This window comes from Streptomyces sp. iso_384, from assembly GCF_056172905.1.
Window position 1 is genome coordinate 7,339,520 of record NZ_JBWBTT010000001.1, and the last position, 22,068, is coordinate 7,361,587.

General features: G+C 72.1%; 23 protein-coding genes. 14 read left to right on the forward strand and 9 right to left on the reverse strand.

What is annotated here, in order from left to right; translation table 11 throughout:
* Window positions 1–23: 23 nt before the first annotated feature.
* From AC0VY3_RS32980 to AC0VY3_RS32990, 3 genes are read right to left on the reverse strand one after another with little or no spacing between them, the layout of a single operon-like run.
* Window positions 24–935, reverse strand: a complete 912-nt coding sequence (locus AC0VY3_RS32980) for a 5-oxoprolinase subunit C family protein (protein WP_103510504.1) — start codon at window positions 933–935, stop codon at window positions 24–26.
* On the reverse strand, window positions 935–1,642 hold the full coding sequence (locus tag AC0VY3_RS32985) for a 5-oxoprolinase subunit B family protein (RefSeq protein ID WP_103510467.1): 708 nt from the start codon (window positions 1,640–1,642) through the stop codon (window positions 935–937). The genes AC0VY3_RS32980 and AC0VY3_RS32985 overlap by 1 nt, the downstream gene beginning before the upstream one ends.
* Window positions 1,639–2,388 carry a LamB/YcsF family protein gene (locus AC0VY3_RS32990; protein WP_103510505.1) on the reverse strand — a complete coding sequence of 250 codons (750 nt, stop codon included), beginning with the start codon at window positions 2,386–2,388 and terminating at the stop codon, window positions 1,639–1,641. Before AC0VY3_RS32990 ends, AC0VY3_RS32985 begins: the two co-directional genes overlap by 4 nt.
* Before the next feature lie 130 nt (window positions 2,389–2,518).
* On the opposite strand from AC0VY3_RS32990, the gene AC0VY3_RS32995 reads away from it, so the two are divergent.
* The 4 genes from AC0VY3_RS32995 to AC0VY3_RS33010 all read left to right on the forward strand — a co-directional run bounded on the left by AC0VY3_RS32995 (window position 2,519) and on the right by AC0VY3_RS33010 (window position 6,900).
* Complete coding sequence (locus tag AC0VY3_RS32995) at window positions 2,519–3,244, forward strand: HD domain-containing protein (protein ID WP_475551274.1); 726 nt, start codon at window positions 2,519–2,521, stop codon at window positions 3,242–3,244.
* A gap of 154 nt (window positions 3,245–3,398) precedes the next feature.
* A complete protein-coding gene (locus AC0VY3_RS33000; RefSeq protein WP_475551275.1) occupies window positions 3,399–4,643 on the forward strand; it encodes a PQQ-binding-like beta-propeller repeat protein in 1,245 nt (414 codons plus the stop codon).
* Window positions 4,644–4,789: 146 nt separating this feature from the next.
* Window positions 4,790–6,052 carry a Cmx/CmrA family chloramphenicol efflux MFS transporter gene (locus AC0VY3_RS33005; protein ID WP_181010960.1) on the forward strand — a complete coding sequence of 421 codons (1,263 nt, stop codon included), beginning with the start codon at window positions 4,790–4,792 and terminating at the stop codon, window positions 6,050–6,052.
* Window positions 6,053–6,246: 194 nt separating this feature from the next.
* Window positions 6,247–6,900 (forward strand): HAD family acid phosphatase, encoded by a 654-nt coding sequence (locus tag AC0VY3_RS33010; protein WP_103510471.1) that lies wholly within the window; start codon window positions 6,247–6,249, stop codon window positions 6,898–6,900.
* Window positions 6,901–6,946: 46 nt separating this feature from the next.
* Here AC0VY3_RS33010 and AC0VY3_RS33015 read toward each other — a convergent pair whose 3' ends face one another.
* Window positions 6,947–7,219 carry a DUF4031 domain-containing protein gene (locus AC0VY3_RS33015; RefSeq protein ID WP_103510472.1) on the reverse strand — a complete coding sequence of 91 codons (273 nt, stop codon included), beginning with the start codon at window positions 7,217–7,219 and terminating at the stop codon, window positions 6,947–6,949.
* Window positions 7,216–7,587 carry a hypothetical protein gene (locus AC0VY3_RS33020; protein WP_103510473.1) on the reverse strand — a complete coding sequence of 124 codons (372 nt, stop codon included), beginning with the start codon at window positions 7,585–7,587 and terminating at the stop codon, window positions 7,216–7,218. Before AC0VY3_RS33020 ends, AC0VY3_RS33015 begins: the two co-directional genes overlap by 4 nt.
* A 95-nt stretch (window positions 7,588–7,682) precedes the next feature.
* Here AC0VY3_RS33020 and AC0VY3_RS33025 point away from each other — a divergent pair, with 95 nt between their 5' ends.
* From AC0VY3_RS33025 to AC0VY3_RS33050, 6 genes are all read left to right on the forward strand, one after another.
* Window positions 7,683–8,600 (forward strand): MurR/RpiR family transcriptional regulator, encoded by a 918-nt coding sequence (locus tag AC0VY3_RS33025; protein WP_030077545.1) that lies wholly within the window; start codon window positions 7,683–7,685, stop codon window positions 8,598–8,600.
* 93 nt (window positions 8,601–8,693) lie between these two features.
* Entirely contained in the window at window positions 8,694–9,671 is a 978-nt protein-coding gene (gene murQ / locus AC0VY3_RS33030) for an N-acetylmuramic acid 6-phosphate etherase (protein WP_475551276.1), read from the forward strand.
* A gap of 44 nt (window positions 9,672–9,715) precedes the next feature.
* Entirely contained in the window at window positions 9,716–11,284 is a 1,569-nt protein-coding gene (locus AC0VY3_RS33035) for a PTS transporter subunit EIIC (RefSeq protein WP_103510475.1), read from the forward strand.
* A gap of 221 nt (window positions 11,285–11,505) precedes the next feature.
* Entirely contained in the window at window positions 11,506–12,147 is a 642-nt protein-coding gene (locus AC0VY3_RS33040) for an NADPH-dependent F420 reductase (protein ID WP_103510476.1), read from the forward strand.
* A 64-nt stretch (window positions 12,148–12,211) separates the two neighbouring features.
* Entirely contained in the window at window positions 12,212–12,382 is a 171-nt protein-coding gene (locus AC0VY3_RS33045; RefSeq protein WP_010071635.1) for a DUF5670 family protein, read from the forward strand.
* A gap of 200 nt (window positions 12,383–12,582) precedes the next feature.
* A complete protein-coding gene (locus AC0VY3_RS33050) occupies window positions 12,583–12,936 on the forward strand; it encodes a PRC-barrel domain-containing protein (protein WP_103510477.1) in 354 nt (117 codons plus the stop codon).
* An 88-nt stretch (window positions 12,937–13,024) separates the two neighbouring features.
* On the opposite strand, the gene AC0VY3_RS33055 is transcribed toward AC0VY3_RS33050, so the two are convergent.
* The 3 genes from AC0VY3_RS33055 to AC0VY3_RS33065 form a co-directional block, all read right to left on the reverse strand.
* Window positions 13,025–13,639, reverse strand: coding sequence for a hypothetical protein (locus tag AC0VY3_RS33055; protein ID WP_475551277.1), 615 nt, complete (start codon window positions 13,637–13,639; stop codon window positions 13,025–13,027).
* 85 nt (window positions 13,640–13,724) lie between these two features.
* Window positions 13,725–13,961 (reverse strand): hypothetical protein, encoded by a 237-nt coding sequence (locus tag AC0VY3_RS33060; RefSeq protein WP_242736767.1) that lies wholly within the window; start codon window positions 13,959–13,961, stop codon window positions 13,725–13,727.
* Entirely contained in the window at window positions 13,951–14,193 is a 243-nt protein-coding gene (locus AC0VY3_RS33065; protein WP_103510479.1) for a hypothetical protein, read from the reverse strand. The genes AC0VY3_RS33060 and AC0VY3_RS33065 overlap by 11 nt, the downstream gene beginning before the upstream one ends.
* A gap of 304 nt (window positions 14,194–14,497) precedes the next feature.
* Between AC0VY3_RS33065 and AC0VY3_RS33070 the strand changes: the two genes are divergently transcribed.
* Window positions 14,498–15,541, forward strand: coding sequence for a LacI family DNA-binding transcriptional regulator (locus tag AC0VY3_RS33070; RefSeq protein ID WP_103510480.1), 1,044 nt, complete (start codon window positions 14,498–14,500; stop codon window positions 15,539–15,541).
* Between the two features lie 121 nt (window positions 15,542–15,662).
* Here the strand turns inward: AC0VY3_RS33070 and AC0VY3_RS33075 are convergent, their stop codons facing one another.
* On the reverse strand, window positions 15,663–18,485 hold the full coding sequence (locus AC0VY3_RS33075) for a glycosyl hydrolase (RefSeq protein WP_475551775.1): 2,823 nt from the start codon (window positions 18,483–18,485) through the stop codon (window positions 15,663–15,665).
* 236 nt (window positions 18,486–18,721) lie between these two features.
* On the opposite strand from AC0VY3_RS33075, the gene AC0VY3_RS33080 reads away from it, so the two are divergent.
* From AC0VY3_RS33080 to AC0VY3_RS33090, 3 genes are all read left to right on the forward strand, one after another.
* Window positions 18,722–20,026, forward strand: coding sequence for an ABC transporter substrate-binding protein (locus tag AC0VY3_RS33080; RefSeq protein WP_030077517.1), 1,305 nt, complete (start codon window positions 18,722–18,724; stop codon window positions 20,024–20,026).
* A 139-nt stretch (window positions 20,027–20,165) separates the two neighbouring features.
* Window positions 20,166–21,146 carry a carbohydrate ABC transporter permease gene (locus tag AC0VY3_RS33085; protein ID WP_475551278.1) on the forward strand — a complete coding sequence of 327 codons (981 nt, stop codon included), beginning with the start codon at window positions 20,166–20,168 and terminating at the stop codon, window positions 21,144–21,146.
* Window positions 21,143–22,057 carry a carbohydrate ABC transporter permease gene (locus tag AC0VY3_RS33090; RefSeq protein WP_103510483.1) on the forward strand — a complete coding sequence of 305 codons (915 nt, stop codon included), beginning with the start codon at window positions 21,143–21,145 and terminating at the stop codon, window positions 22,055–22,057. Before AC0VY3_RS33085 ends, AC0VY3_RS33090 begins: the two co-directional genes overlap by 4 nt.
* The last annotated feature ends 11 nt before the right edge of the window (window positions 22,058–22,068 follow it).

Sequence of the window (22,068 nt, forward strand, 5' to 3'; positions counted from 1 at the left end):
GGGGCCCCTCGGTCCCGCCGCGCTCACGCGCGTACGAAACGCAGCCGGGTTCCCGGCACCGCCTGCGCCGCCGCGGCGAGGGACCGTTCGGGGACGACGCCGACGACCGGGTAACCGCCGGTCGTCGGATGGTCGTTGAGGAAGACGACGGGCCGGCCGTCCGGCGGCACCTGGATCGCGCCCAGCACCATGCCCTCGCTGGGCAGTTCGCCCGTACGGGACCGTTCCAGCGCCGGGCCCTCCGTCCGCAGCCCGATGCGGTTGCTGTGCGGCGAGACCCGGTAGGCGGCGGTGAGGAGCGTACGGAGCGTGGCCTCGGTGAACCAGTCGTGCCGGGGCCCGGAGTGGACCGGGAGCACCAGCTCGGCGGGGGCGCCCGGCCAGGGAACGGGCCCGGCGGGCGGCAGCCGAGCGCCCGACGCCGGTTCGCCCAGCGGGAGTTCGTCGCCCTCACTCAGCGGGGCGGGCCCGAGCCCCGAGAGGAGGTCCGCCGAACGGCTGCCCAGCACCGCTTCCGGCACCAGGCCGCCGGCGAACGCCAGATAGCCGCGCAGGCCGTACGTGGCGGGGCCCGCGTCCAGCACCGCGCCCGCGGGTATCCGTACCGGCGCGCCCCACGCCACCGGCCGCCCGTCGACCGTCACCCGGCAGCCCGCCCCGCCGACGACGGCCACGACCGTCCGGTCCGGGCGGACCGCGCACCCGGTGAGCGTGGTCTCCAGGACGGCGGCGTCGGGCGGGTTGCCCAGCAGCCGGTTGGCCAGTCGGGCGGCGGGCGCGTCCAGGAACCCGGCCCGCCCGACCCCGAGGTGCGCCCAGCCGGGCCGGCCCGCGTCCTGCACGGTGGTCAACGCCCCGGCCCGGACGACGCGCAGACGGGAGCCGACGGGCGGGCCGGCGGTGGCGTGGGACGCACCGGAACCGACGGACGGCATCATGAGCCCGCCGCCCGAGGACTCGGCACCGCACCACCGGCGCCCTCCCCCACCGCCACGAACCGCACCGGCGTACCCGGCTCCAGCAGCGCCGCCCGTTCCCGGCCCGGGTTCCACAGCTCGCCCGGGTCCGGCATCCGCCCGATGATCCGCCAGCCGCCGGGCGAGGGGCGCGGGTACACCCCGGTGTAGGGCCCGGCGAGGGCCACCGCCCCGGCCGGGACCCGGGTGCGCGGACTCGTGCGCCGGGGCACGTGCAACGGCTCGGGCAGCCCGGTGAGATAGCCGAACCCGGGGGCGAACCCGCAGAACGCCACCCGGAACGCGGTACGGGAGTGCACGGCGGCCACCTCGGCGGCCGGGACGCCCCAGAGCGCGGCGACCTCGTCCAGGTCGGGGCCGTCGTAGACGACGGGGATCTCCACCGCGTCGCGGCCCGCGCGGCGCGGCGGCGGTATCCGCCAGGAGACCAGCTCCCGGGCGAGCCGGTCCCGCGCTCCGGGCGTACGCTCCTCGATCCCGTCGAGCAGGACGGTCCGGGCGGCCGGGACGATCTCGCGTACGGCGGGGAGTTCACCGTGCTCGCGGCGGCGGAGCACTTCGGCGTGGAAGGCCTCGGCCTGCTCGCCGTCGGCCAGCTCGACGAGCAGCGCGTGCGGCCCGGCGGGCAGGACGCGTACGCCTCCCGTACCGGCCGGGCCGGTCACACGAACGCCCGTACCGCGACGCCCGCTTCCTCCAGCGCGGCCCGTATCCGGCGGGCGAGGGCCGCCGCGCCCGGGGTGTCGCCGTGGACGCAGAGCGAGCGCGCCGCGACGGGTATCCGGCTGCCGTCCGCCCCGGTCACGGCCCGCTCGACGGCCATGCCGACGCTCCGTCGTACGACGTCGTCCGCGTCGTGCACCACCGCACCCGGTTCACCGCGCGGTACGAGGGTGCCCTGCGGGGTGTACGCGCGGTCGGCGAAGGCCTCCTCCACGGCGGGCAGTCCGGCGTCGGCCGCGTGGGCGAGCAGCCGGGATCCGGGCAGCCCGAGCACCGCCAGATCGCCGCCCGCGAGCCGTACGCCCGCGACGACCGCGGCCGCCTGCTCGTCGTCCCAGACGGCCCGGTTGTAGAGCGCGCCGTGCGGCTTGACGTAGGAGACGACGGACCCGGCGGACTCCGCGAAGACCCGCAACGCGCCTATCTGGTAGGCGATCTCGGCGGTCAGCTCGGCGGCCGGCACATCCATCGACCGGCGCCCGAACCCGGCCAGGTCCCGGTAGGAGACCTGCGCCCCGATCCGTACCCCGCCGGCCGCCGCAGCGTCGCAGACCCGCCGCATCACGGAGGCGTCGCCCGCGTGGAAGCCGCAGGCCACGTTGGCGCTCGTGACACAGGCGAGGAGCGCGTCGTCGTCGGTCAGGGTCCAGTTGCCGAAGCCCTCACCGAGGTCCGCGTTGAGATCCATCATCACGGGCGCACGGTAATGACCGTTCGGCCGGAGCGACAAGGGGCGGTCCGGAGGACGGAACGGGGACGGGCGCAGGGCCGGTACGGGGGCGCCCCACCCGCCCCGGAGGGCGTCTAGAGTCGCCCCCATGACGGAGAGCCCCCGCCCGCCCCACGCAGCCGCCTCCCCGGACGACGCCGGCCCCGGCGACACCGCGTCCCGGGACGACGCCGGCCTCCGGCGCCGCTGGCACGACACGCTGCTGGCGGCGCGTGCCGGGGCGGACGGGCCCGATCCGCTCCCGTACGCCGAGAACCTCCTCGCCCGCTGGGCCGAACCGCAGCGCCGCTATCACACGACCGCCCACCTGATCGCCGTCCTGGACGGCATCGACGCCCTGGCCGGGCACGCCGACGATGTGCACGCGGTACGCCTCGCCGCCTGGTTCCACGACGCGGTGTACCGGCCCGACCGCAGCGAGAACGAGGAGCGCAGCGCCGCCCTCGCCGAGCGCGCGCTGCCCGAGGCGGGGGTGCCGGACGCGGCGGTGGCGGAGGTGGCCCGGCTCGTTCGCCTCACCGTCACGCACGACCCGGCGGACGGCGACCGCAACGGCGAGGTGCTGTGCGACGCGGACCTCGCGGTCCTGGCGGGCGGCCCGCAGGCGTACGGGGCCTACGCGGCCCAGGTCCGCGAGGAGTACGGTTTCGTGCCCGACGAGGCGTTCCGGGCGGGCCGGGCGGCGGTGCTGCGGCAACTCCTGGACCTGCCCCGGCTGTTCCGTACGCCGTACGGTGCCGCGGAGTGGGAGGCGCGGGCGCGGCACAATCTGGCGACGGAGCTGGAGCTGCTGGGTCCGTCCGGTCCGCGGTGACCGGCAGCCGGTCGGGTTCCGATGAGTAAATGTTCCGGTTCCTTCACGGAGTTGTTCCGGTCATGACCTGCCCCGGCCTGTGCCGCGGCACGCCCGCTAACGTCTGGCATCGCAGTTGCACACACTTTGATGACTCCACCGGGGGTACGGCGACATGTTCAAGGGAACCGCGGGACACGGCACGAAGGCCGGCAGGCCTTCACGACGGCGAATACTGCGACTGGCCGGAGTCGGGGTCACGGTGGCGGCGCTCGGAGCCGGCCTGACCGGCTGCGAGGACGAGCTCGCGACCGGCGGCGATGGCAGCACGCCGCCGCCGCGCGGCGATTCCCCCGAGGAGGGCAAGGCGCCGAAGGACGGGGAGGCCCCCGCACCGCTGTGGACGAGGGCGACCTCGGCGCAGACCTACGGCGACAACGACGAACTGGTGACCGTGGACGGCGTGGTGATCGCGAGCGGCGATCCGCTCGCCGCCTTCGACGCGACGAGCGGCGAGGAGCGGTGGTCGCTGCCGGGCGGTGCGGTCCCCGGTGCACCGCTGCTGCTCGGCGACGGCACCCTGTACCTGGCCAGCGGCAAGTACGACGGCAACGTCATCGGCTACGTACCGGGGTCCGGCAAGGAGGCCTGGCGCAGCCACCTGGGCAAGGAGTACCGGCAGCCGAGGCCGGTCGCGGTGGACGCGGACCAGGTGTACGTCATCGCCGAGATCCTCGAACCCGACAGCTCGTCCCACACCAATGTGATCGCCGCGCTGAACAGCGGCACCGGCAAGGTCGTCTGGAAGGAACAGCGCGACCTCGGCACCCAGCAGAACGGCGTGCACGCCGCCGTGCAGGGCCGCTATCTCGTCTACACCGACTTCAAGAAGAACCTCACGGTCCGCGACACCGCCACCGGCCGGCAGGTGTGGACGCAGAAGACGACGAAGACGAGCTACGGGCCCTTCGTCGTCCACCAGGATCTGGTGATCGTCCCGCAGGGCCGGCGGATCCAGGCGTTCGCCCTGTCCGACGGGTCCGAGAAGTGGTCGGTGGAGACCGAGAAGTTCACCACGTTCCGCGAGCCGAGCCTCGTGGAGGACGTGCTGTACATCGCGGACAGCGGCCGCACGCTGTGGGCCCTCCAGCCGGGCACCGGGAAGAAGGTCTGGCAGTCCACGGCGCTCAAGGACTCGGGCGCGCAGGTGCCGCGGCAGTTCGTGAAGGCGGGCGGCGTTCTCTACGGCGCCACCGACCTCGACAAGCAGGGCGGCGTCCACGCCTTCGACGCGAAGACCGGCGCCCTGCGCTGGACGTTCAACGACAAGTCCGGCGACTTCCACGCGTGGCTGGTGGCCACCGACGGCAAGCACGTCTTCGCCCTGCACGGCAAGAAGCTGCACGCCCTGCCCGCGTGACGGGGCACGCCCTTCTCCCGCTCCCGTAACAGGAGCCTGTAACAGGGGCATGAAGAAGCGTGCCCACCACCCGGCGCCGGGGAATGCGGAAGCGTTCCCTGGCGTTGTGACGAGTCATGCCCGACTCCGCCTCCCGCCGCGCACCCATGCCCGTAGCCGTATACATTCTCGGCCTCTCGGTCTTCGCACTCGGCACCAGCGAGTTCATGCTGTCGGGCCTGCTCCCACCGATCGCCGACGACATGAACGTGTCGATTCCGCAGGCCGGACTCCTCATATCCGCGTTCGCGATCGGCATGGTGGTCGGCGCCCCGCTGCTGGCCGTCGCCACGCTGCGGCTGCCGCGCCGCACCACCCTCATCGCGCTGATCTCGGTGTTCGGCCTCGGCCAGATCGCCGGTGCGCTGGCCCCGACGTACGAGGTCCTCTTCGTCTCCCGGGTGGTGAGCGCGCTCGCCTGTGCGGGCTTCTGGGCGGTCGGCGCGGCCGTGGCCATCGCGATGGTCCCGGTGAACCAGCGTGCGCGGGCGATGGCCGTGATGATCGGCGGCCTGTCCGTCGCGAACGTGCTGGGCGTGCCGCTGGGCGCCTTCCTCGGCGAGCACCTCGGCTGGCGTTCGGCGTTCTGGGCGGTCGGCGCGGCCTCGGCGGTGGCCCTGGTCGGCGTAGCCACCCGCATCCCGCACATCCCGCTGCCCGACAAGAGGCCCGAGCTGAAGCGGGAGCTGGCGATCTACCGGGACCGGCAGGTCTGGCTGGCCATCGTGATCACCGCGCTCGCGGCGGGCGGGGTGTTCTGCGCGTTCAGCTATCTGGCGCCGCTGCTCACGGACGTGGCCGGCCTCGACTCGGGCTGGGTGCCGTGGATCCTCGGTCTGTTCGGCGTGGGCGCGCTGATCGGCACGATGATCGGCGGCCGGGTCGCGGACGCGCACCTCTTCGGGGTGATGCTGAGCGGCATCACGGCGTCCACGGTGTTCCTGGTGGCGCTGGCCCTGTTCGCGGCCGGTCAGTTCGCGGTGGTCGCGCTGGCGTTCCTGCTGGGCCTGTCCGCCTTCTTCACGGCCCCCGCGCTGAACGCCCGGATGTTCAACGTGGCCGGAGCCGCCCCGACCCTGGCCGGAGCCACCACGACGGCGGCGTTCAACCTCGGTAACACGAGCGGCCCGTGGCTCGGCGGCACGGTGATCGACCTGGACTTCGGCTTCGCGTCCACGGCCTGGGCGGGCGCGGCGATGACGGCCCTGGCCCTGGCGGCGGTGGGGGTGGCACTGCGCCTCCAGCGCGGCGACGGCGACGGCGACCGGACGCGCTCACGCTCACGGCTGATCGCGAAGAGCGTGGCGAGAGGGACGGGGCGACCGGCGCGGGTCGATTCCGTACCCGCCGACGGCCGGGTGACTCCGTAGCCCCGGGCTCACCGAGCCACTCCCGGCCACCCGCCCGGCCGATTTCCGCCGGGCAGCCGAACAGCAGCCGAAAAAGACGCTACCGATCAGTAGTGAGATATCCACCCGCCCTTCATTATTGAGCGCGAGCATGACAACCCGTCGCCGGGTCACGGCGTACGGGCCATTGGCAGGTTCCCCACCCAGGAGTCCCCATGCATGCAGGCGCCACCATCCAGCGCACCGCCGCGGCACTGGCCGCGACGCTCGCCCTCGTCGCGGTCCCCGTCACCTCGGCCGGCGCGACGGAGACGCAGACCCCGGCCCGTACCGCTCCCGCGACCGCACCCGCCGCTTCCGCCCTCGCCGCGGATGTCGACTACGGCACCTGGCGAAAGGACGTCGCGGCGGTCGTCGCCGAGGCGCGCCCCTGGATCGAAGCCCGGTCGGAGAGTGCCGGGAGCGAGAAGCAGGCGATCGTCCTCGACATCGACAACACCGCGCTGGAGACGCACTTCCACCCGTTCTGGGAGCTGCCCACCCCGGCCGTCGGGGACGTCCGCGAACTGGCCCGGTACGCCGACGCGCGCGGTGTGGCCGTCTTCTTCGTCACGGCCCGGCCGGGCATCATCCACTCCCTCACGGACTGGAACCTGAAGAAGGCCGGTTACCCGGTCGACGGGCTGTACGTCCGCAGCCTGCCCGACCTCTTCGAGGAGGTCAGCGCCTACAAGACCGAGCAGCGGGCCGCGATCGAGGCGAAGGGCTACAAGATCATCGCCAACATCGGGAACAACACCACCGACATCGTCGGCGGCCACGCCGAACGCGGCTTCAAGCTCCCGGACTACGACGGCACGCTCTCCTAGCGGGCCCTGTCGACGGAGCGGCCGGGCGGCGGGCCGCCGGGGCGGGCTACCCCGGCGCCGGCCGCCCCTTCGGCCGCCGGAGGCCCGCCGCCGTGAGCCGCCGGACCAGCTCCTTCGAGCCGACCTCCCGCGCCCCGGCCCGTACGGCGTCCGCGTAGTGCGCCTCCGGCACGTCGTAGTGATCGCGTTCGAAGGCGCGCGGCGGGCAGCCGATCGCGGCGGCGAAGGCATGCAGCTCCTCGAACGACTCATCGCTGACCAGGTGCGACCAGAGGCGGCCGTGTCCGGGCCAGGTGGGCGGGTCGATATAGACCGTCACCGCCGCAGCACCTCGCCGAGCGCCCCCACCGGCGCCACCGCGACGGCCGCCTTGGTGCAGACCCAGTGCGGGTCGGGCCCCAGCTCCGGCTCGACGTCCAGGGCGTGCGGCTCCTCCTCCGGCGAGCACGCGGGGCACAGCGGCCACCGCCCGTACCGTTCCAGCAGCGCGTCCTGGACGTCCTGGGCGACCAGACCGGCGACGAACTCCGCCCCCTCGGGCCACTGCTCCACCCACCACCGCCGGTGGGTCACCGCGTCCTCGACCAGCGAGACGACGTCCGCCTCGGCCACGTCGCCCGCCGCCAGATCGGCCATCACGAGCGCGCGGGCGGTGTGCAGGGACTGCTCCAGGGGGTTCAACTCCATGCCCCCATTGTGCGCGAGGAGCCGCCGGAGGCGCCGCCAGAGGTAGGGACCGGAGGGGGGTTGACGGACCACGAGGTTGAAAATATCTTTCAGATGTGACCAGTGACGTGAAGGAAATTTTCAGCGGCGATTCCCCGCCGGCCCCCGCGGCCCTCGCCGCCAAGGTCCGGACCCTCGCCCCCTCCATGACCCGCTCGATGCAGCTGGTCGCCGAAGCGGTGGCGGGCGACCCGGCCGGCTGCGCCGCCCTCACCGTCACCGGTCTCGCCGAGCTCACCGGCACCAGTGAAGCCACCGTCGTCCGCACCGCGCGCCTCCTCGGCTACCCGGGCTACCGGGATCTGCGCCTCGCGCTGGCCGGCCTCGCCGCGCACCAGGAGTCCGGCCGGGCCCCCGCCGTCACCGCCGACATCGCGGTCGACGACCCGATCGCCGACGTGGTCGCCAAGCTGGCCTACGACGAGCAGCAGACCCTCGCCGACACCGCCGCCGGGCTCGACACCGTACAGCTGGGGGCCGCCGTCGCCGCCGCGTCGACCGCCCGCCGCATCGACATCTACGGCGTCGGGGCATCCTCCCTCGTCGGCCAGGACCTGGCGCAGAAGCTGCTCCGGATCGGCCTGATCGCCCACGCCCACATGGACCCGCACCTCGCGGTGACCAACGCCGTGCAGCTGCGCAGCGGTGACGTGGCCATCGCGATCACGCACTCCGGCTCCACCGGCGACGTCATCGAGCCGCTGCGGGTCGCCTTCGACCGTGGGGCGACCACCATCGCGATCACCGGGCGGCCCGACGGGCCCGTATCGCAGTACGCGGACCATGTGCTGACCACGTCCACCGCGCGCGAGAGCGAGCTGCGCCCCGCCGCGATGTCGAGCCGCACCAGCCAGCTGCTCGTCGTGGACTGCCTGTTCATAGGCGTCGCGCAGCGGACGTACGAGACCGCCGCACCCGCCCTGGCCGCCTCCTACGAGGCTCTCGCCCACCGCCACACCCCACGCACCCGCTGACCGTCCCGGGCCCGCCGACCACGGGCCACGCACCCCCCGTACGCGTACGAGACCGAGCACCCCGAGAAAACCGAGAAAGCTGAGCCGCACCTCATGACCTCCACCACCGACACCCCCGGCGCCACCGACACCCCCGGGTCCTCCGGCACGTACGGCGAGCTCCGCGCCCAGCTGGCCACCCTCACCACCGAGGCGTTCCGCCCCGAGCTGGCCGAGATCGACCGGCTGGCCACACAGGAGATCGCCCGGATCATGAACGGCGAGGACGCCACCGTCCCGGCCGCCGTCGCCGAGCGGCTGCCGCAGATCGCCGCCGCCATCGACGCCGCCGCCGCCCGGATGGCCCGCGGCGGACGGCTGATCTACGCGGGCGCGGGCACGGCGGGGCGGCTCGGGGTGCTGGACGCCAGCGAGTGCCCGCCCACCTTCAACACCGACCCGTCCGAGGTCATCGGTCTGATCGCGGGCGGCCCCTCCGCCATGGTCACGGCCGTCGAGGGCGCGGAGGACAGCAAGGAGCTGGCCGCCGCCGACCTGGACGCGCTGAAGCTGGGCGCCGACGACACGGTGATCGGCATCTCCGCCTCCGGCCGCACGCCGTACGCGATCGGCGCGGTCGAGCACGCCCGCGCGCAGGGCGCCCTGACCATCGGGCTCTCCTGCAACGCGGACTCCGCGCTCGCCGCGGCGGCCGAACACGGCCTGGAGATCGTCACCGGCCCCGAGCTGCTCACCGGCTCCACCCGGCTGAAGGCGGGCACGGCGCAGAAGCTGGTCCTCAACATGATCTCGACGATCACGATGATCCGGCTCGGCAAGACGTACGGGAATCTCATGGTCGACGTACGCGCCTCCAACGAGAAGCTGCGCGCCCGCTCCCGGCACATCGTCTCCCTGGCCACCGGCGCGTCCGACGCCGACATCGAGGCCGCCCTCACCGCCACCGACGGCGAGGTCAAGAACGCGATCCTGGTCATCCTCGGCCAGGTCGACGGCCCCACCGCCACCGGGCTCCTCACCGAGTCCGACGGCCACCTGCGCGCCGCCCTCGCGGCCGTACGCACCACCTGACCCACCGGGTATCCCACCCCCCGCACAGCAAGGCACCGAGCACCATGGCCACAGAAGACAAGAACCGCGCCACCGCCGCCGCGATCCTGCCGCTCGTCGGCGGTGCCGCGAACGTCGCCTCCATCGCCCACTGCATGACCCGGCTCCGCCTCGGGCTGCACGACAGGTCCCTCGTCGACGACGAGGCGCTGAAGGCTCTCCCCGCCGTGATGGGCGTCGTCGAGGACGACACGTACCAGATCGTGCTGGGTCCGGGCACGGTCGCCCGGGTCACCCCGGAGTTCGAGCAGCTCGTCGAGGAGGAACGCGAGACGGCCCCGGCCCCCGGACCCGGTGGCCCGGCCGCCGTCCCGTCCGACGATCTGGCGGCACAGGGCGCGGCGATCAAGGCACAGCAGAAGGCGAAGAACGCCACCCCCTTCAAGCTGTTCCTGCGCAAGATCGCCAACATCTTCGTGCCGCTGATCCCGGCGCTCATCGGCTGCGGGATCATCGCGGGCCTCAACGGTCTGCTGGTGAACCTGGAGTGGCTGCCCGCCGTGACGCCCGCGCTGGCGGCGATGGCGTCCGGGTTCATGGCGCTGATCGCGGTGTTCGTGGGCTACAACACGGCGAAGGAGTTCGGCGGCACGCCGATCCTGGGCGGTGCGGTGGCGGCGATCATCGTCTTCCCGGGCGTCGCGAACATCGACGCCTTCGGCCAGACCCTCTCGCCCGGCCAGGGCGGTGTACTGGGCGCCCTGGGCGCCGCGGTCCTCGCCGTGTACGTGGAGAAGTGGTGCCGCCGGTGGGTGCCGGAGGCACTGGACGTCCTGGTCACCCCGACCCTGACGGTGCTGATCTCCGGCCTGGTCACGATCTTCGGCCTGATGTACGTGGCCGGGGAGATCTCCTCCGCCATCGGTACGTTCGCCGACTGGCTGCTCTCCAACGGCGGCGCGGGCGCGGGCTTCGTGCTCGGCGGCCTCTTCCTCCCCCTCGTCATGCTGGGCCTGCACCAGGCACTGATCCCGATCCACACGACGCTCATCGAGCAGCAGGGCTACACGGTCCTGCTCCCGATCCTGGCGATGGCCGGGGCGGGCCAGGTCGGCGCGGCGATGGCGGTCTACTTCCGCCTCCCCCGCAACGAGTCGATCCGCCGCACCATCAGGTCGGCGCTCCCGGCTGGCCTGCTGGGCGTCGGCGAACCGCTGATCTACGGCGTCTCGCTGCCGCTGGGCCGCCCGTTCATCACGGCGTGCGTCGGCGGCGCGTTCGGCGGCGGATTCGTCGGCCTGTTCAACCAGCTCGGCGACACGGTCGGCTCGACGGCCATCGGCCCGTCCGGCTGGGCCCTGTTCCCGCTCCTGGACGGCAACCACGGCCTGGGCTCGACGATCGCGATCTACGGGGGCGGCCTGCTGGTGGGCTACGTCGCCGGCTTCCTCGCCACGTACTTCTTCGGCTTCGGCAAGGACCTGCTGACCGAGTTCAACGTCTCCCAGGAACCGGCCCCGTCCACGGTCGCCGCCACGGGCGGCCCGCACCCGGCACCGAACGCGGACCGACCGGGCGGCCCCGACGGCACGGACCCCGGCACCGACCCGGCCAAGACACCGGCCGGCGTCTGACCGCCGGGTAGCGGCCGGCGAACGTCCGCGTACAGTCCAGCCGTCATGGCTCCGGCCGCCGCGTGTGCGGCGGCCGGAGCCATGGGAAGTGACGCCCGCGCGGCCGACCACCGCTGACGCCGCGCACCGGCGCCCGCCCAGCGGACTACACCATAGGTCCGGCCTCGCGTGGGCCCATCGGCCGATCCGCCCCGGCAGCCCCGCTGACTAGCGTCGTCCCCATGCGTATAGGACTGCTCGGCACCGGAAATGTCGCCCGCGCCCTGGCCCACGGCTGGCGCGCCGCAGGGCACGACGTCCTCCTCGGATCACGTCGGCCCAAGGAACGCACCGGCCTCGGCCTCCCCGTCGCGGGCCTCGACGAGACGGCCGCGCATGCGGAGGTCCTGGTCAACGCCACCCCGGGCGGCGTCTCCGTGGAGCTGCTGCGCTCCATCGGGGCCCCGGCCCTGGCGGGCACCCTGCTGATCGACGTCGGGGTCGGCCTCTCCGACGACTTCAGTGCCCTCACCCACCCCAACAGCAGCCTGGGCGAACTGATCCAGGAGGCCTTCCCCCTGACGCCCGTCGTCAAGACGCTCTGCACGATGGACTCGACCACCATGACCGCCCCGGGCGACCTCACCGAGCCGGGCACGGTCTTCCTCTCCGGCGACGACGCCGAGGCCAAGCGCACCACCGGCCGGCTGCTCACCGACCTCGGCTGGCCGGAGTCCTCCCAGCTCGACATCGGAGGCATCACCACGGCGCGCGGCCAGGAGCACTTCGCGTTTCTGTTCATGGGCATCGCGGGCGGGGTGGGCTCCCACACCTTCAACATCAAGGTGGTCACCCGCCCGCCGGCTGCCGCCGTTCATCAATGATTCCGCACCCTCCGCGTGTAGAAGAAAGAACAGCGGGAACCTGAATTTCTGGAGGTTGATAATCATGGTTCCCCTGCTACTCGTTCTTCTGCTCGCCCTGGTTCTCTTCGGTGCTGGTTTCGCGGTCAAGGCTCTCTGGTGGATAGCCGTGATCGTGCTGGTCCTCTGGCTCATAGGGTTCTTCGTCCGCCCCGCCGCAAGCGGTGGCCGACGAGGTCGGTGGTACCGCTGGTAGTCGCCCAATAAACGGCTCTGACCAGTGAAAACGGGGGCGGGACCGGGCGAGCGCCCGGTCCCGCCCCCGTTTTCCGTCCCGGCACACGGGCCAGGTGTAGGCCGTCGTTCCCCGGGCACACGACGTTCAGCGGAATATCAATAACGCATCGACGAACCGCCGCAATAATAATCCGGGCGGCCTTCGCGAAAGGAGCCACAATGAGCGACTCGCTGTGGGGCTACCAGCCGTCGAGCGGTCATACCGCGGGCGCCGATCTGACCGGTTATTCGGTCGAGGCGACCGACGGCAGTATCGGAAAGGTCGACAAGCACTCCGACGAGGTGGGTTCGGCCTATCTGCTCGTCGACACCGGGGTCTGGATCTTCGGCAAGGACGTCCTGCTGCCCGCGGGCACGGTGAAGCGCATCGACCCCGAGGAGCGGAAGGTCTACGTCGAACTCACCAGGGAACAGGTCAAGGACTCCCCGGAGTTCGACCGCCACCGGCAGGCCGAGGACCCGGGCTACCACGAGCAACTGTCCGCGTACTACCTGGCGTTCCGCATCATGTGACGGCGACCCGGTGTACGCCCCCGAACGGCGGCGGGCCCGGCCCCGAGGAGGGGTCGGCCCCGCCGCCCCGTACGTTCCCCGGCGCTCCTCAGAAGACCAGGTCCGACCAGAACGGCGGGCCGCTCCCGTCCGCCGGGGACGGCCCATCCGCCGCGCCCGCCTCCCACCCCACGAACTCCCGCTCCACCCAGTCCGCCAGGTCCCGCCCGTAGTGGATGATGTCGGCCCCCTGCATCGAGAGCACGGGGCTGCCGCACGGCTCCTTCGACGGCAGGTACCGGTGCGCGTGGACCGGGATCAGCTTCGGTACGGAGGCGAGCGCGGCCCGCGCCATCGCGACGGCCTCCACCGGGTCCGCCGGGCGCACCCCCCACCGGCCGGGCAGCCACCAGCCGTGCTCCACCGAGAACAGCAGCCCCTCCACCGGCCCCTCCAGCCGCTCCCGGAGCAGGGCCGGGTCGCCGTCGCGCCAGTCGGGCCACGGGTTCCGCGGGGGCTCGCCCTCCTCCGGCCGCCCCGCCCGGCCCACCGGCAGCCCGGCCGCCAGGAAGCCCCGGTGGTCGTCGGCGAAGACGATGCCGTACTCCGCCTCGATCCGGCCGAACTCCGCATCGCTCAGCCCCGGCCCCAGCTCGCACACACCCAGCTCCGCCAGACGGCGCGCCGCCCGCGCCCCCGCCCGCATTCCCTCGTCACCGGCCATCGGGGCAGCGTAACGAGTGCCGATCGCACCCCGCCCGGCGAGCGGGTGGCAGCTGGCCGCCCGGCCGACCGCACCCCGCCCGGCCTCAACGCGGCAGCTGGCCCTCCCGGTTGATCTCCGTCACCCGGGCCCGCAGCACCACCCCCGGGGACGCCGGCCGCACCGCCTCCGCCGGACACTCCCACTCCGGCCCGCCGCCGGGCGGCCGCAGCCGCACGTTCGGCCCGGACCGGCCCGTCACCCGGCCGACCCGCCCGTCCCGCCCGTCCACCGCGAACGCGCCCGCCTCCGGCGCACCCGGCTCACATCCCTCACCCGTCATGACCGCTCTCCTTCTCCGCCAGCACCTCGCACAGCCGCAACACGGTGTCGATGTTGCAGCGGCCCAGGTCGACCAGGGGCGCCGGTTCGTCGCCCGCACACGAGACCGGATCGATCCGCAGGGACGGCAGCTTCACCCCGTGCTCCGCGAAGCCTTCCCGCAACCGCTCCACGGCGTCCTCCGCCGTCCGCACACGGTCCGCCGCCGCCCTGCGCCGCTCCATCGCTTCCATGCCGCACACCTTCCACTCTGAGTGATGACCATGCATACCCAGCGTGTTCAACGCGCAGTTGGCCCGTAAGAGGCGCAGTTCCGGCAACCCCGACGTCGCCCCGTACGGCCCCGGAACGGTCATCGCCTCCGCCGGCTCTCCCTGGAAGCGCTCTCAGCGCTGTCGGCGCCCGGCGCTAGGCTGTAGCCGATCCGGCGGCGACACCGAGCACACGACACGCGCACGACGCACCACGCGCGCACCCACGCGCGTCCCCGCGCACCAGCCCGCGTATCGCCGCCCCCGTCGACGAGGAGCGACCGCCTTGCCCGAGCAGTCCCCCGGGTCCCGGCCCACCCTGGAAGCCGTCGCGGCACGTGCGGGGGTGTCCCGGGCCACCGCCTCGCGGGTCGTCAACGGGGGCGACGGAGTCCGCAAGCCACTCGTGGACAAGGTGCTCAAGGCCGTCGAGGAGCTGGGCTACATACCGAACCACGCGGCGCGGACCCTCGTCACACGTCGCACCGGCGCGGTGGCCGTCGTCATCGCCGAGCCGGAGACCCGGTTCTTCTCGGACCCGTTCTTCTCCCAGCAGATCCGGGGTATCAGCAAGGAGCTCACCGCCCACGACACCCAGCTCGTCCTGCTGCTCGTGGAGGGCCCCGGCGACTTCGACCGGATCGCGCGGTATCTGTCCGGCGGGCATGTGGACGGGGCGCTCGCGTTCTCGCTGCACACCGACGACCCGGTGCCCGCGATCACCCGGCGGGCCGGGATCCCGGCGGTGTACGGCGGCCGGCCCAGCTGGACCGCCGACCCGGGCGACCAGGCCGTGCCGTACGTCGACGCGGACAACCGGGGCGGGGCGCGGCTGGCCGTGCAGTATCTGAAGGACCTCGGGCGGCGGCACATCGCGCACATCGGCGGGCCCTCCGACCAGACCTCGGCGATGGACCGGCTGGACGGCTACCGGGACGTGCTGCTGGACGTGGACCCGACGCTCGTCGCCGCCGGGGCGTTCACCGTGGAGAGCGGGGCGCGGGCGATGACGGAGCTGCTGGACCGGCGGCCCGATCTGGACGCGGTGTTCGTCGCCAACGACCTGATGGCGTCGGGCGCGTTGCGGGTCCTGCGCGAACGCGGGATCGCCGTGCCGGATCAGGTGGCGCTGGTCGGGTTCGACGACATGGACTCGGTGGCCTCGGAGACCGACCCGCCGCTGACCACCATCGGCCAGGAGATCGAGGAGCAGGGGCGGCTGATGGCCCGGCTGCTGCTGCGCGCGCTGGACCGGGACCGTACGGGCAGCGGCGAGGTCCCGCAGTCGGTGATCACCCCGGTCACCCTGGTACGGCGGGCCTCCGCCTGAGGAACCGGAGACCCGCCGCGCTCTGCGTCACCCGTGCCGGCCGTCCCCCAGGGGTCGGCCGGTAAGGATCACCGCCCACCGGTCATCGGCCGGCCGTCGGCCGGCCGATGACCGGCAGCGGTCACTGGTACGGAATCCGCAGCACCGCCGCGTCCGTCCCGGTCTGCACCCGGGACGTGCCGTTGCCGAGCGCGTTCCAGATCTCCAGCCGGACCGTGCCGTTCTTCAGCTCGCCCAGGCTGCCGGTGGCCGCCTGGACGCCCGCCGCCTGTGTGTACTCCTCCCAGCCCGTGACCGGGTCGGTCGCGAAGTAGCGGAAGGTCTCGGCCCGGTCGAACGTGCCGTCGCCGGTGAGGTCGTAGCTGACCCGGACCTGCGGGGCGAGCCCGACCGCCGTGCCCGCGTCCACCCGGAGGCGGAACGCGGTTGCGGCCCCGGCGGAGACCTTGCCGTTGACCTGCTTCACCTCGTAGACGGTCGGCCGGTACGGGGTGCCGTCCCGGTTGACGCCGTCGGCCGAGGCGATCGTGTCCGTGCCCGCCGGGTCCGTGGTGGCGGTGGTGAGGACGCCGCCGGTCTTGAGGCGGAAGGTGTTGCCGGTGGACGGGCCGGGCTCCTCCGGGTCGGGGTCGCTGCCGCCGGGTCCCGTGCTCGTGGCCGTCGAACGGGCCGGTACGGACAGCGTCTTGCCGTCGGAGAAGGTCACCGTACGGGCGGTCGAGCCGTGGTTGTGCGCGGTGTAGGTGCGCGTCCCGTTCTTGGCGAAGACGGCGGAGGTCGGGATGTCGCCGCTGACCGTCATGTCGGGGGCGCCGACGGAGGCGAGGGTGTTGATCCAGTGGTAGGTGTGCGCCTTGGACTCACCCTGCTCCGGCTCGTAGTTCCCGTTCACACCGTCCCACTTGGCCTTGGCGGCGGCCGGATCGGCCAGCGACTCGAACTCCCAGAGCAGGTCGCGCCACTCCTGGGCGGGTCCGCCGTTCTCGCGCTCCATCTCGGCGATGTTGCGCTTGATGGCCGCCTTCTCGCGGGCGAGGTGGAGTGAACCGCCTGTCACCGGGAGGACGTTGATGCCGTGGATCTCCTCGGGGTTCGCCGTCCACCAGGTGGAGTACGCGCCGCCGCTGCCCCAGACCATGCCGACCGTGTCGTGGCCGAAGGAGGAGGGGAAGACCTGCTCGTTCGCGTCGAACCAGTACTGGGTGATGGCCTCGGACTCCGTCGTCAGCAGGTAACTGCCGAGGTCCCGCAGCGCGTTGTCACCGGTGGCCGAGCCCCAGAGGACGAGCCCCGCGCTGAGGTTGATGGACTCCGATGACGACTCCTGGTTGTTGCCCGCCGCGAAGCCCTGGTGGCCGGAGGCCCAGCTGTGGCCGGCGTACACGTCGAAGCCGCGCAGGAAGGGGTAGGCGGAGTCGGTGCGGCTGGGGTTGGCGGTGTCGCGGATCAGGTGCTTGATCATCGTGCCCCAGGCCGAGTCGGCCGCCCAGGCCTGGTCGTACTGGGCGATGATCGCCGCCGCGTAGACGTAGTAGCTGTAGTGGAAGTGGTGGTCGTTGAGCTCGGTGTCGCTGCCGTACGAGGCCGGGTAGCCGGTGAGGGTCTTCCAGTCCTTGTCGTAGCTGAACTCGCTCGCCCCGCCCGCCGTGAACCACTCCTGGAGCCGGCCCTTCATCAGGCCGAGGAGCTTGTCGCGGGTGGCGGTCTCACCGATCTGGTCGGCGACGGGCACCAGCTGGGCGAGACGGCCGAGCGCCTTGCCGGTCCAGTAGGTGTCCGAGGCGCCGGAGAACGGGTCCGAGGCGTTGGCGACCTCGTTGAGGTAGCCGGTCAGCCGGGCCTTGTCGACGCCGCTGGAGGCGGGCAGCGCGGGCACGACGCCGTTGTTCCTCTGGCTGGTGGTGAAGGTGGCGGACTCACGCACCTTCATCGTGCCGCGCGGCGACACGTACGTGTACGGGGTCAGCGCGTCGGTGGTGTGCAGCCACTGGTGGCGGTACAGGGCCTGGAGCGTGCCGCGCTCGGTGCCCTCCTTCGCCTCGGTGGTCAGGCTGTAGGTCGCCCGGACGTTGCCGCCGGTGGTCTGCCAGGCCACCTGGGAGCCGGTGACGAAGCTGAAGGCGTACTTCCGGTAGGTCGCCAGCGCGTCCGTGGAGGGCAGGACGGCGAGCGAGAAGTAGTCCTTGGAGCCGAGGCCCGCGGTGATCGTGGAGCCGGAGACGTTCCAGTCGCTGCCGGCCGGGGCGAAGAGGGCGTAGTGGTGGCCGGCGACGGTGATGCCGAGGACGTTGCCCTGGTCGGAGAAGACGGTGGGCGCGGAGGCGGTCGTGACGCGGGCGTCGCCGCCGGAGCCCTTGGCGTACACGAAGGGCATGCCGTGGCCGATGGTGGCCCGGAAGGTGCGCGAGCCGTCGGCCCAGTACGGCGTGACCGTCCAGTCGGACCAGGCGTCGGCCTTGGTGTCGGGTGAGTTCAGGCCGGAGAGCCCGACGGTGAGGTCGGCCTTGTGGGCGTACTCGTACTGGCGGCCGTCGCCGACGATCGCGGGCGTGGTCGGGTAGCCGACCTCCAGTCCGCCGGAGGTCGCCTGGTAGGTGAGGGGGTGGCCGTACATGGGGGTGCTGTACGGGTTGTCGCCGTAGCGCTGGAAGGCGAGCGAGGACCACCAGTCGTTGGTCGGGACCGGCTTGTTCCGCGCGGCGGCGGTGACCTTCGGGGTGACGGGCGCGCCGGTGTTGGTGGTCGGGCCCGAGGTGCCGGCGGGGCGGCTGTCGGTGTAGCTGCCGGCGCCGGCGGGGATGGTGGCGGCGGCAGCGGGCGATGCGGCGGGGCCCAGGCCCACGGCGGCCACGGCGACGGCGAGGAGCGCCGCCGCGGCGGGTCTGGGGGTGACTCGGGAAACGAGTCCGGAGAGGGAGGTCAGCACGAGCAGCACCTCGATCATGGGGGGGCGAAGAGCGCGTTCGAGAGCGCTCTCAAGTGTCAAGGAACGTAAAACTCCTGAAACGTAAGTGTCAAGAGAACGCACAACGAAGGCAGTTGGGCGGTAGTCCGCTGTAACCCCAAGCTGTTATGCGTTCGAGTCTTGACGGGGCGGGGGTGGTGGGGGACGCTCCAGACGCAGGTTTTGAGAGCGCTCTCAAGGCGCTCGGTTCATCCCGAAGCCAAGGGAGGCTTCCCATGCCCATCGCCCGAGCCGCCAAGCGAGCCACTGTCCGCCTCGGCGCGGTCGTCCTCGCCGGGGCCCTCCTCGCCGCCTGTGGATCCGGCGACTCGTCGGACTCGTCCGACAGCGCGGGCGGAAAGGTCACGCTCAACGTCGACCTCTTCGGGTCGTTCGGCTTCAAGGAGGCCGGGCTGTACGAGGAGTACCAGAAGCTCAACCCGAACATCACGATCAAGCAGAGCGACACCCAGGACGAGGCGGACTACTGGAAGTCGCTCCAGACCCGTCTCGCGGGCGGCGGCGGTCTCGCGGACGTGCAGGGCGTGGAGGTGGGCCGCATCGCGTCGGTCACCCAGCAGCAGGCCGACAAGTTCCAGGACCTGAAGGAATTCGGGGCCGACAAGCTCAAGGACGAGTTCGCCGAGGCCAAGTGGTCGGCGGCGACCACCAAGGACGGCAAGATCCTCGGCCTCGGCACGGACGTCGGCCCGGAGGCGATGTGCTACCGCACCGACCTCTTCAAGCAGGCCGGGCTGCCCACGGACCGCGAGGAGCTCGCGAAGAAGTGGGCCACCTGGGACGGCTACCTGGAGCTGGGCAAGGAGTACAAGAAGAAGGCCCCCGCCAAGAGTGCCTGGCTGGACAGCGTCGGCTCGCTCTACGGAATCATGATCGGCCAGGAGGAGGAGCGGTACTACGACGCCTCCGGCGAGCTGATCTACGAGAAGAACCCGGCGGTCAAGGAGGCCTGGGACACCTCCGTGGCGGCGGCCGAGGCGGGCCTGAGCGCCAAGCTCGACCAGTGGTCGCCGCAGTGGAACCAGGCGTTCGCGGCCGGTTCGTTCGCGACGATCCCGTGCCCGGCCTGGATGCTCGGCTACGTCAAGGGCCAGGCCGGTGACGCCGGCAAGGGCAAGTGGGACATCGCCAAGCTGCCCGGCGGCGCGGGCAACTGGGGCGGCTCGTACCTCTCCATCCCGCGCGCGGCCAAGCACAAGAAGGAGGCGTACGCGCTCATCGAGTGGCTGACCGCCCCCGAGCAGCAGGCGAAGGTCTTCCAGAAGCAGGGCAACTTCCCGTCCTCGACGGGGGCCATCGAGACGATCTCGGACGCCAAGGACGAGTACTTCTCGGGCGCCCCGATCGGCCAGATCTTCGGTGACGCGGCCAAGGAGTCCCCGGTCCAGGTGCTGGGTGTGCACGACCAGAACGTGATGCAGCAGATCACGAACGCGCTGAGCGAGGTCGAGCGCAAGGGCAAGCCGGCGGACAAGGCGTGGGAGACCGCGAAGAAGGGTGTGGACAACGTGATCGGCTGACCCGCCGGTCCGCACGGTCCCGCTCCCTCCCCGCCCGTCCCTGGGGCCGGCCCACCGGTGCACACCACGGTGGCCCGGCCCCACCCCCGTACCCCTGTACCTCCGTAACAGACCGCCCCCGATCCCGAAGGGCCGCACCGTGTCCCTCACCGCCACCGCGAAGGCCGGGCCCCCCGGCCCCGCCGGAACCGGGCCCGGCCCCGACGACGGCCGGGCCGCCGCGCTCCGGCGCACCTGGCGCAAGGCCTCCCCGTACGCCTACATCGCCCCGTTCTTCACGCTCTTCCTGGCCTTCGGCCTCTTCCCGCTCCTCTACACCGCGTTCGTCTCGCTCTACCGGGTCGAGCTCCAGACGAGCGGCGAGATGGAGTGGCGGGGCATCGCCAACTACACGGCGCTGTTCACGGACGAGTACTTCTGGACCTCGCTGCGCAACACGTTCACCATCGGCGTGCTGTCCACGGTCCCGCAGTTGGCGATCGCGCTGGGTCTCGCGCATCTGCTCAACTACAAGCTGCGCGGCCGGACCTTCATCCGCACCGCGATCCTGCTCCCGTACGCGACCTCCGTCGCCGCCGCGACCCTCGTCTTCGCGCAGCTCTTCGGCAAGGACTTCGGGCTGATCAACTACGTGATCGGGCTGGTCGGCCTCGATCCGGTGGACTGGCAGACCGGCACGGTCGCCTCGCAGATCGCGGTGTCGACGATCGTGGTCTGGCGGTGGACGGGGTACAACGCGCTGATCTACCTGGCCGGCATGCAGTCCATCCCGCACGAGCTGTACGAGGCGGCCGAGATGGACGGGGCGTCGCGCTGGCGGCAGTTCCTCCACGTGACGCTGCCCGGTCTGCGCCCCACGATCGTCTTCACCGTCATCATCTCGACGATCGGCGCGACCCAGCTCTTCGGTGAGCCGCTGCTGTTCGAGGGGTCGATCTCCGGCGGTATCTCGCATCAGTACCAGACCCTCGGCCTGTACATGTACGAGCAGGGCTGGGGCTTCTTCCACCTGGGCCGGGCCGCGGCCATCGCCTGGGTGATGTTCGTCCTGATCGTGGTGCTCGTCGGGGTCAACGCCCTGTTCGTGCGCCGCCGCGCACGCAAGGAGGCCGGCCGATGACCGCGCTCGCCGCACCGCCGACCGCGCCCGAGAAGGGCGATCCGCCGCAGAGCCCGCCGTCGGGCAGGCGCGTCGGCAAGGGAGGCGCGGGCCGCACGATGAAGGGCGGCTGGCTCTCCTACCTGATCCTCGGCTTCGCCCTCCTCATCTCGGCGTTCCCGTTCTACTGGACGATCGTCACGGCCAGCCGGTCCAACGCGGACATGGCGAAGGTCCCGCCGAGCCTGCTGCCGGGCCCGAACCTGATCAAGAACTTCGAGCAGGTCCTCGAAGAGGCGGACATCGGCAAGGCGCTGCTGAACTCGCTGATCGTGTCGGGTTCGATCACGATCGGCACGGTGCTGTGCTGCACGCTGGCCGGATTCGCCTTCGCCAAGCTGAAGTTCAAGGGCCGCAACGCGCTGCTGACGCTCACGATCGGGACGATGATGATCCCGCCGCAGCTCGGTGTGATCCCGCTCTTCATGCTGATCGCCGAACTCCAGTGGGTGAACCAGCTCCAGGCGGTGATCCTGCCGGGCCTGGTCTCCGCCTTCGGTGTCTTCTTCATGCGCCAGTACCTGGTGCAGTCGCTGCCGGACGAACTGATCGAGGCGGCCCGGGTGGACGGCGCGTCCACGGCCCGCATCTTCTGGTCGATCGTGGTCCCGATCGCGCGGCCGGGGATGGCGGTGCTCGGGATGCTCACGTTCATGACGGCGTGGAACGACTTCTTCTGGCCGATCATCGCGCTGTCCTCGCAGGAGCCGACCGTGCAGGTCGCGCTGCGTCAGCTCGGCGGCGGCTACGTCAACGACCAGTCGGTGATCATGGCCGGCACGCTGCTCGGCACGCTGCCCGTGCTGCTGGTCTTCGGCCTGCTGGGCCGGCAGATCGTCGGCGGCATCATGCAGGGCGCGGTCAAGGGCTGATCCGCGCTCCC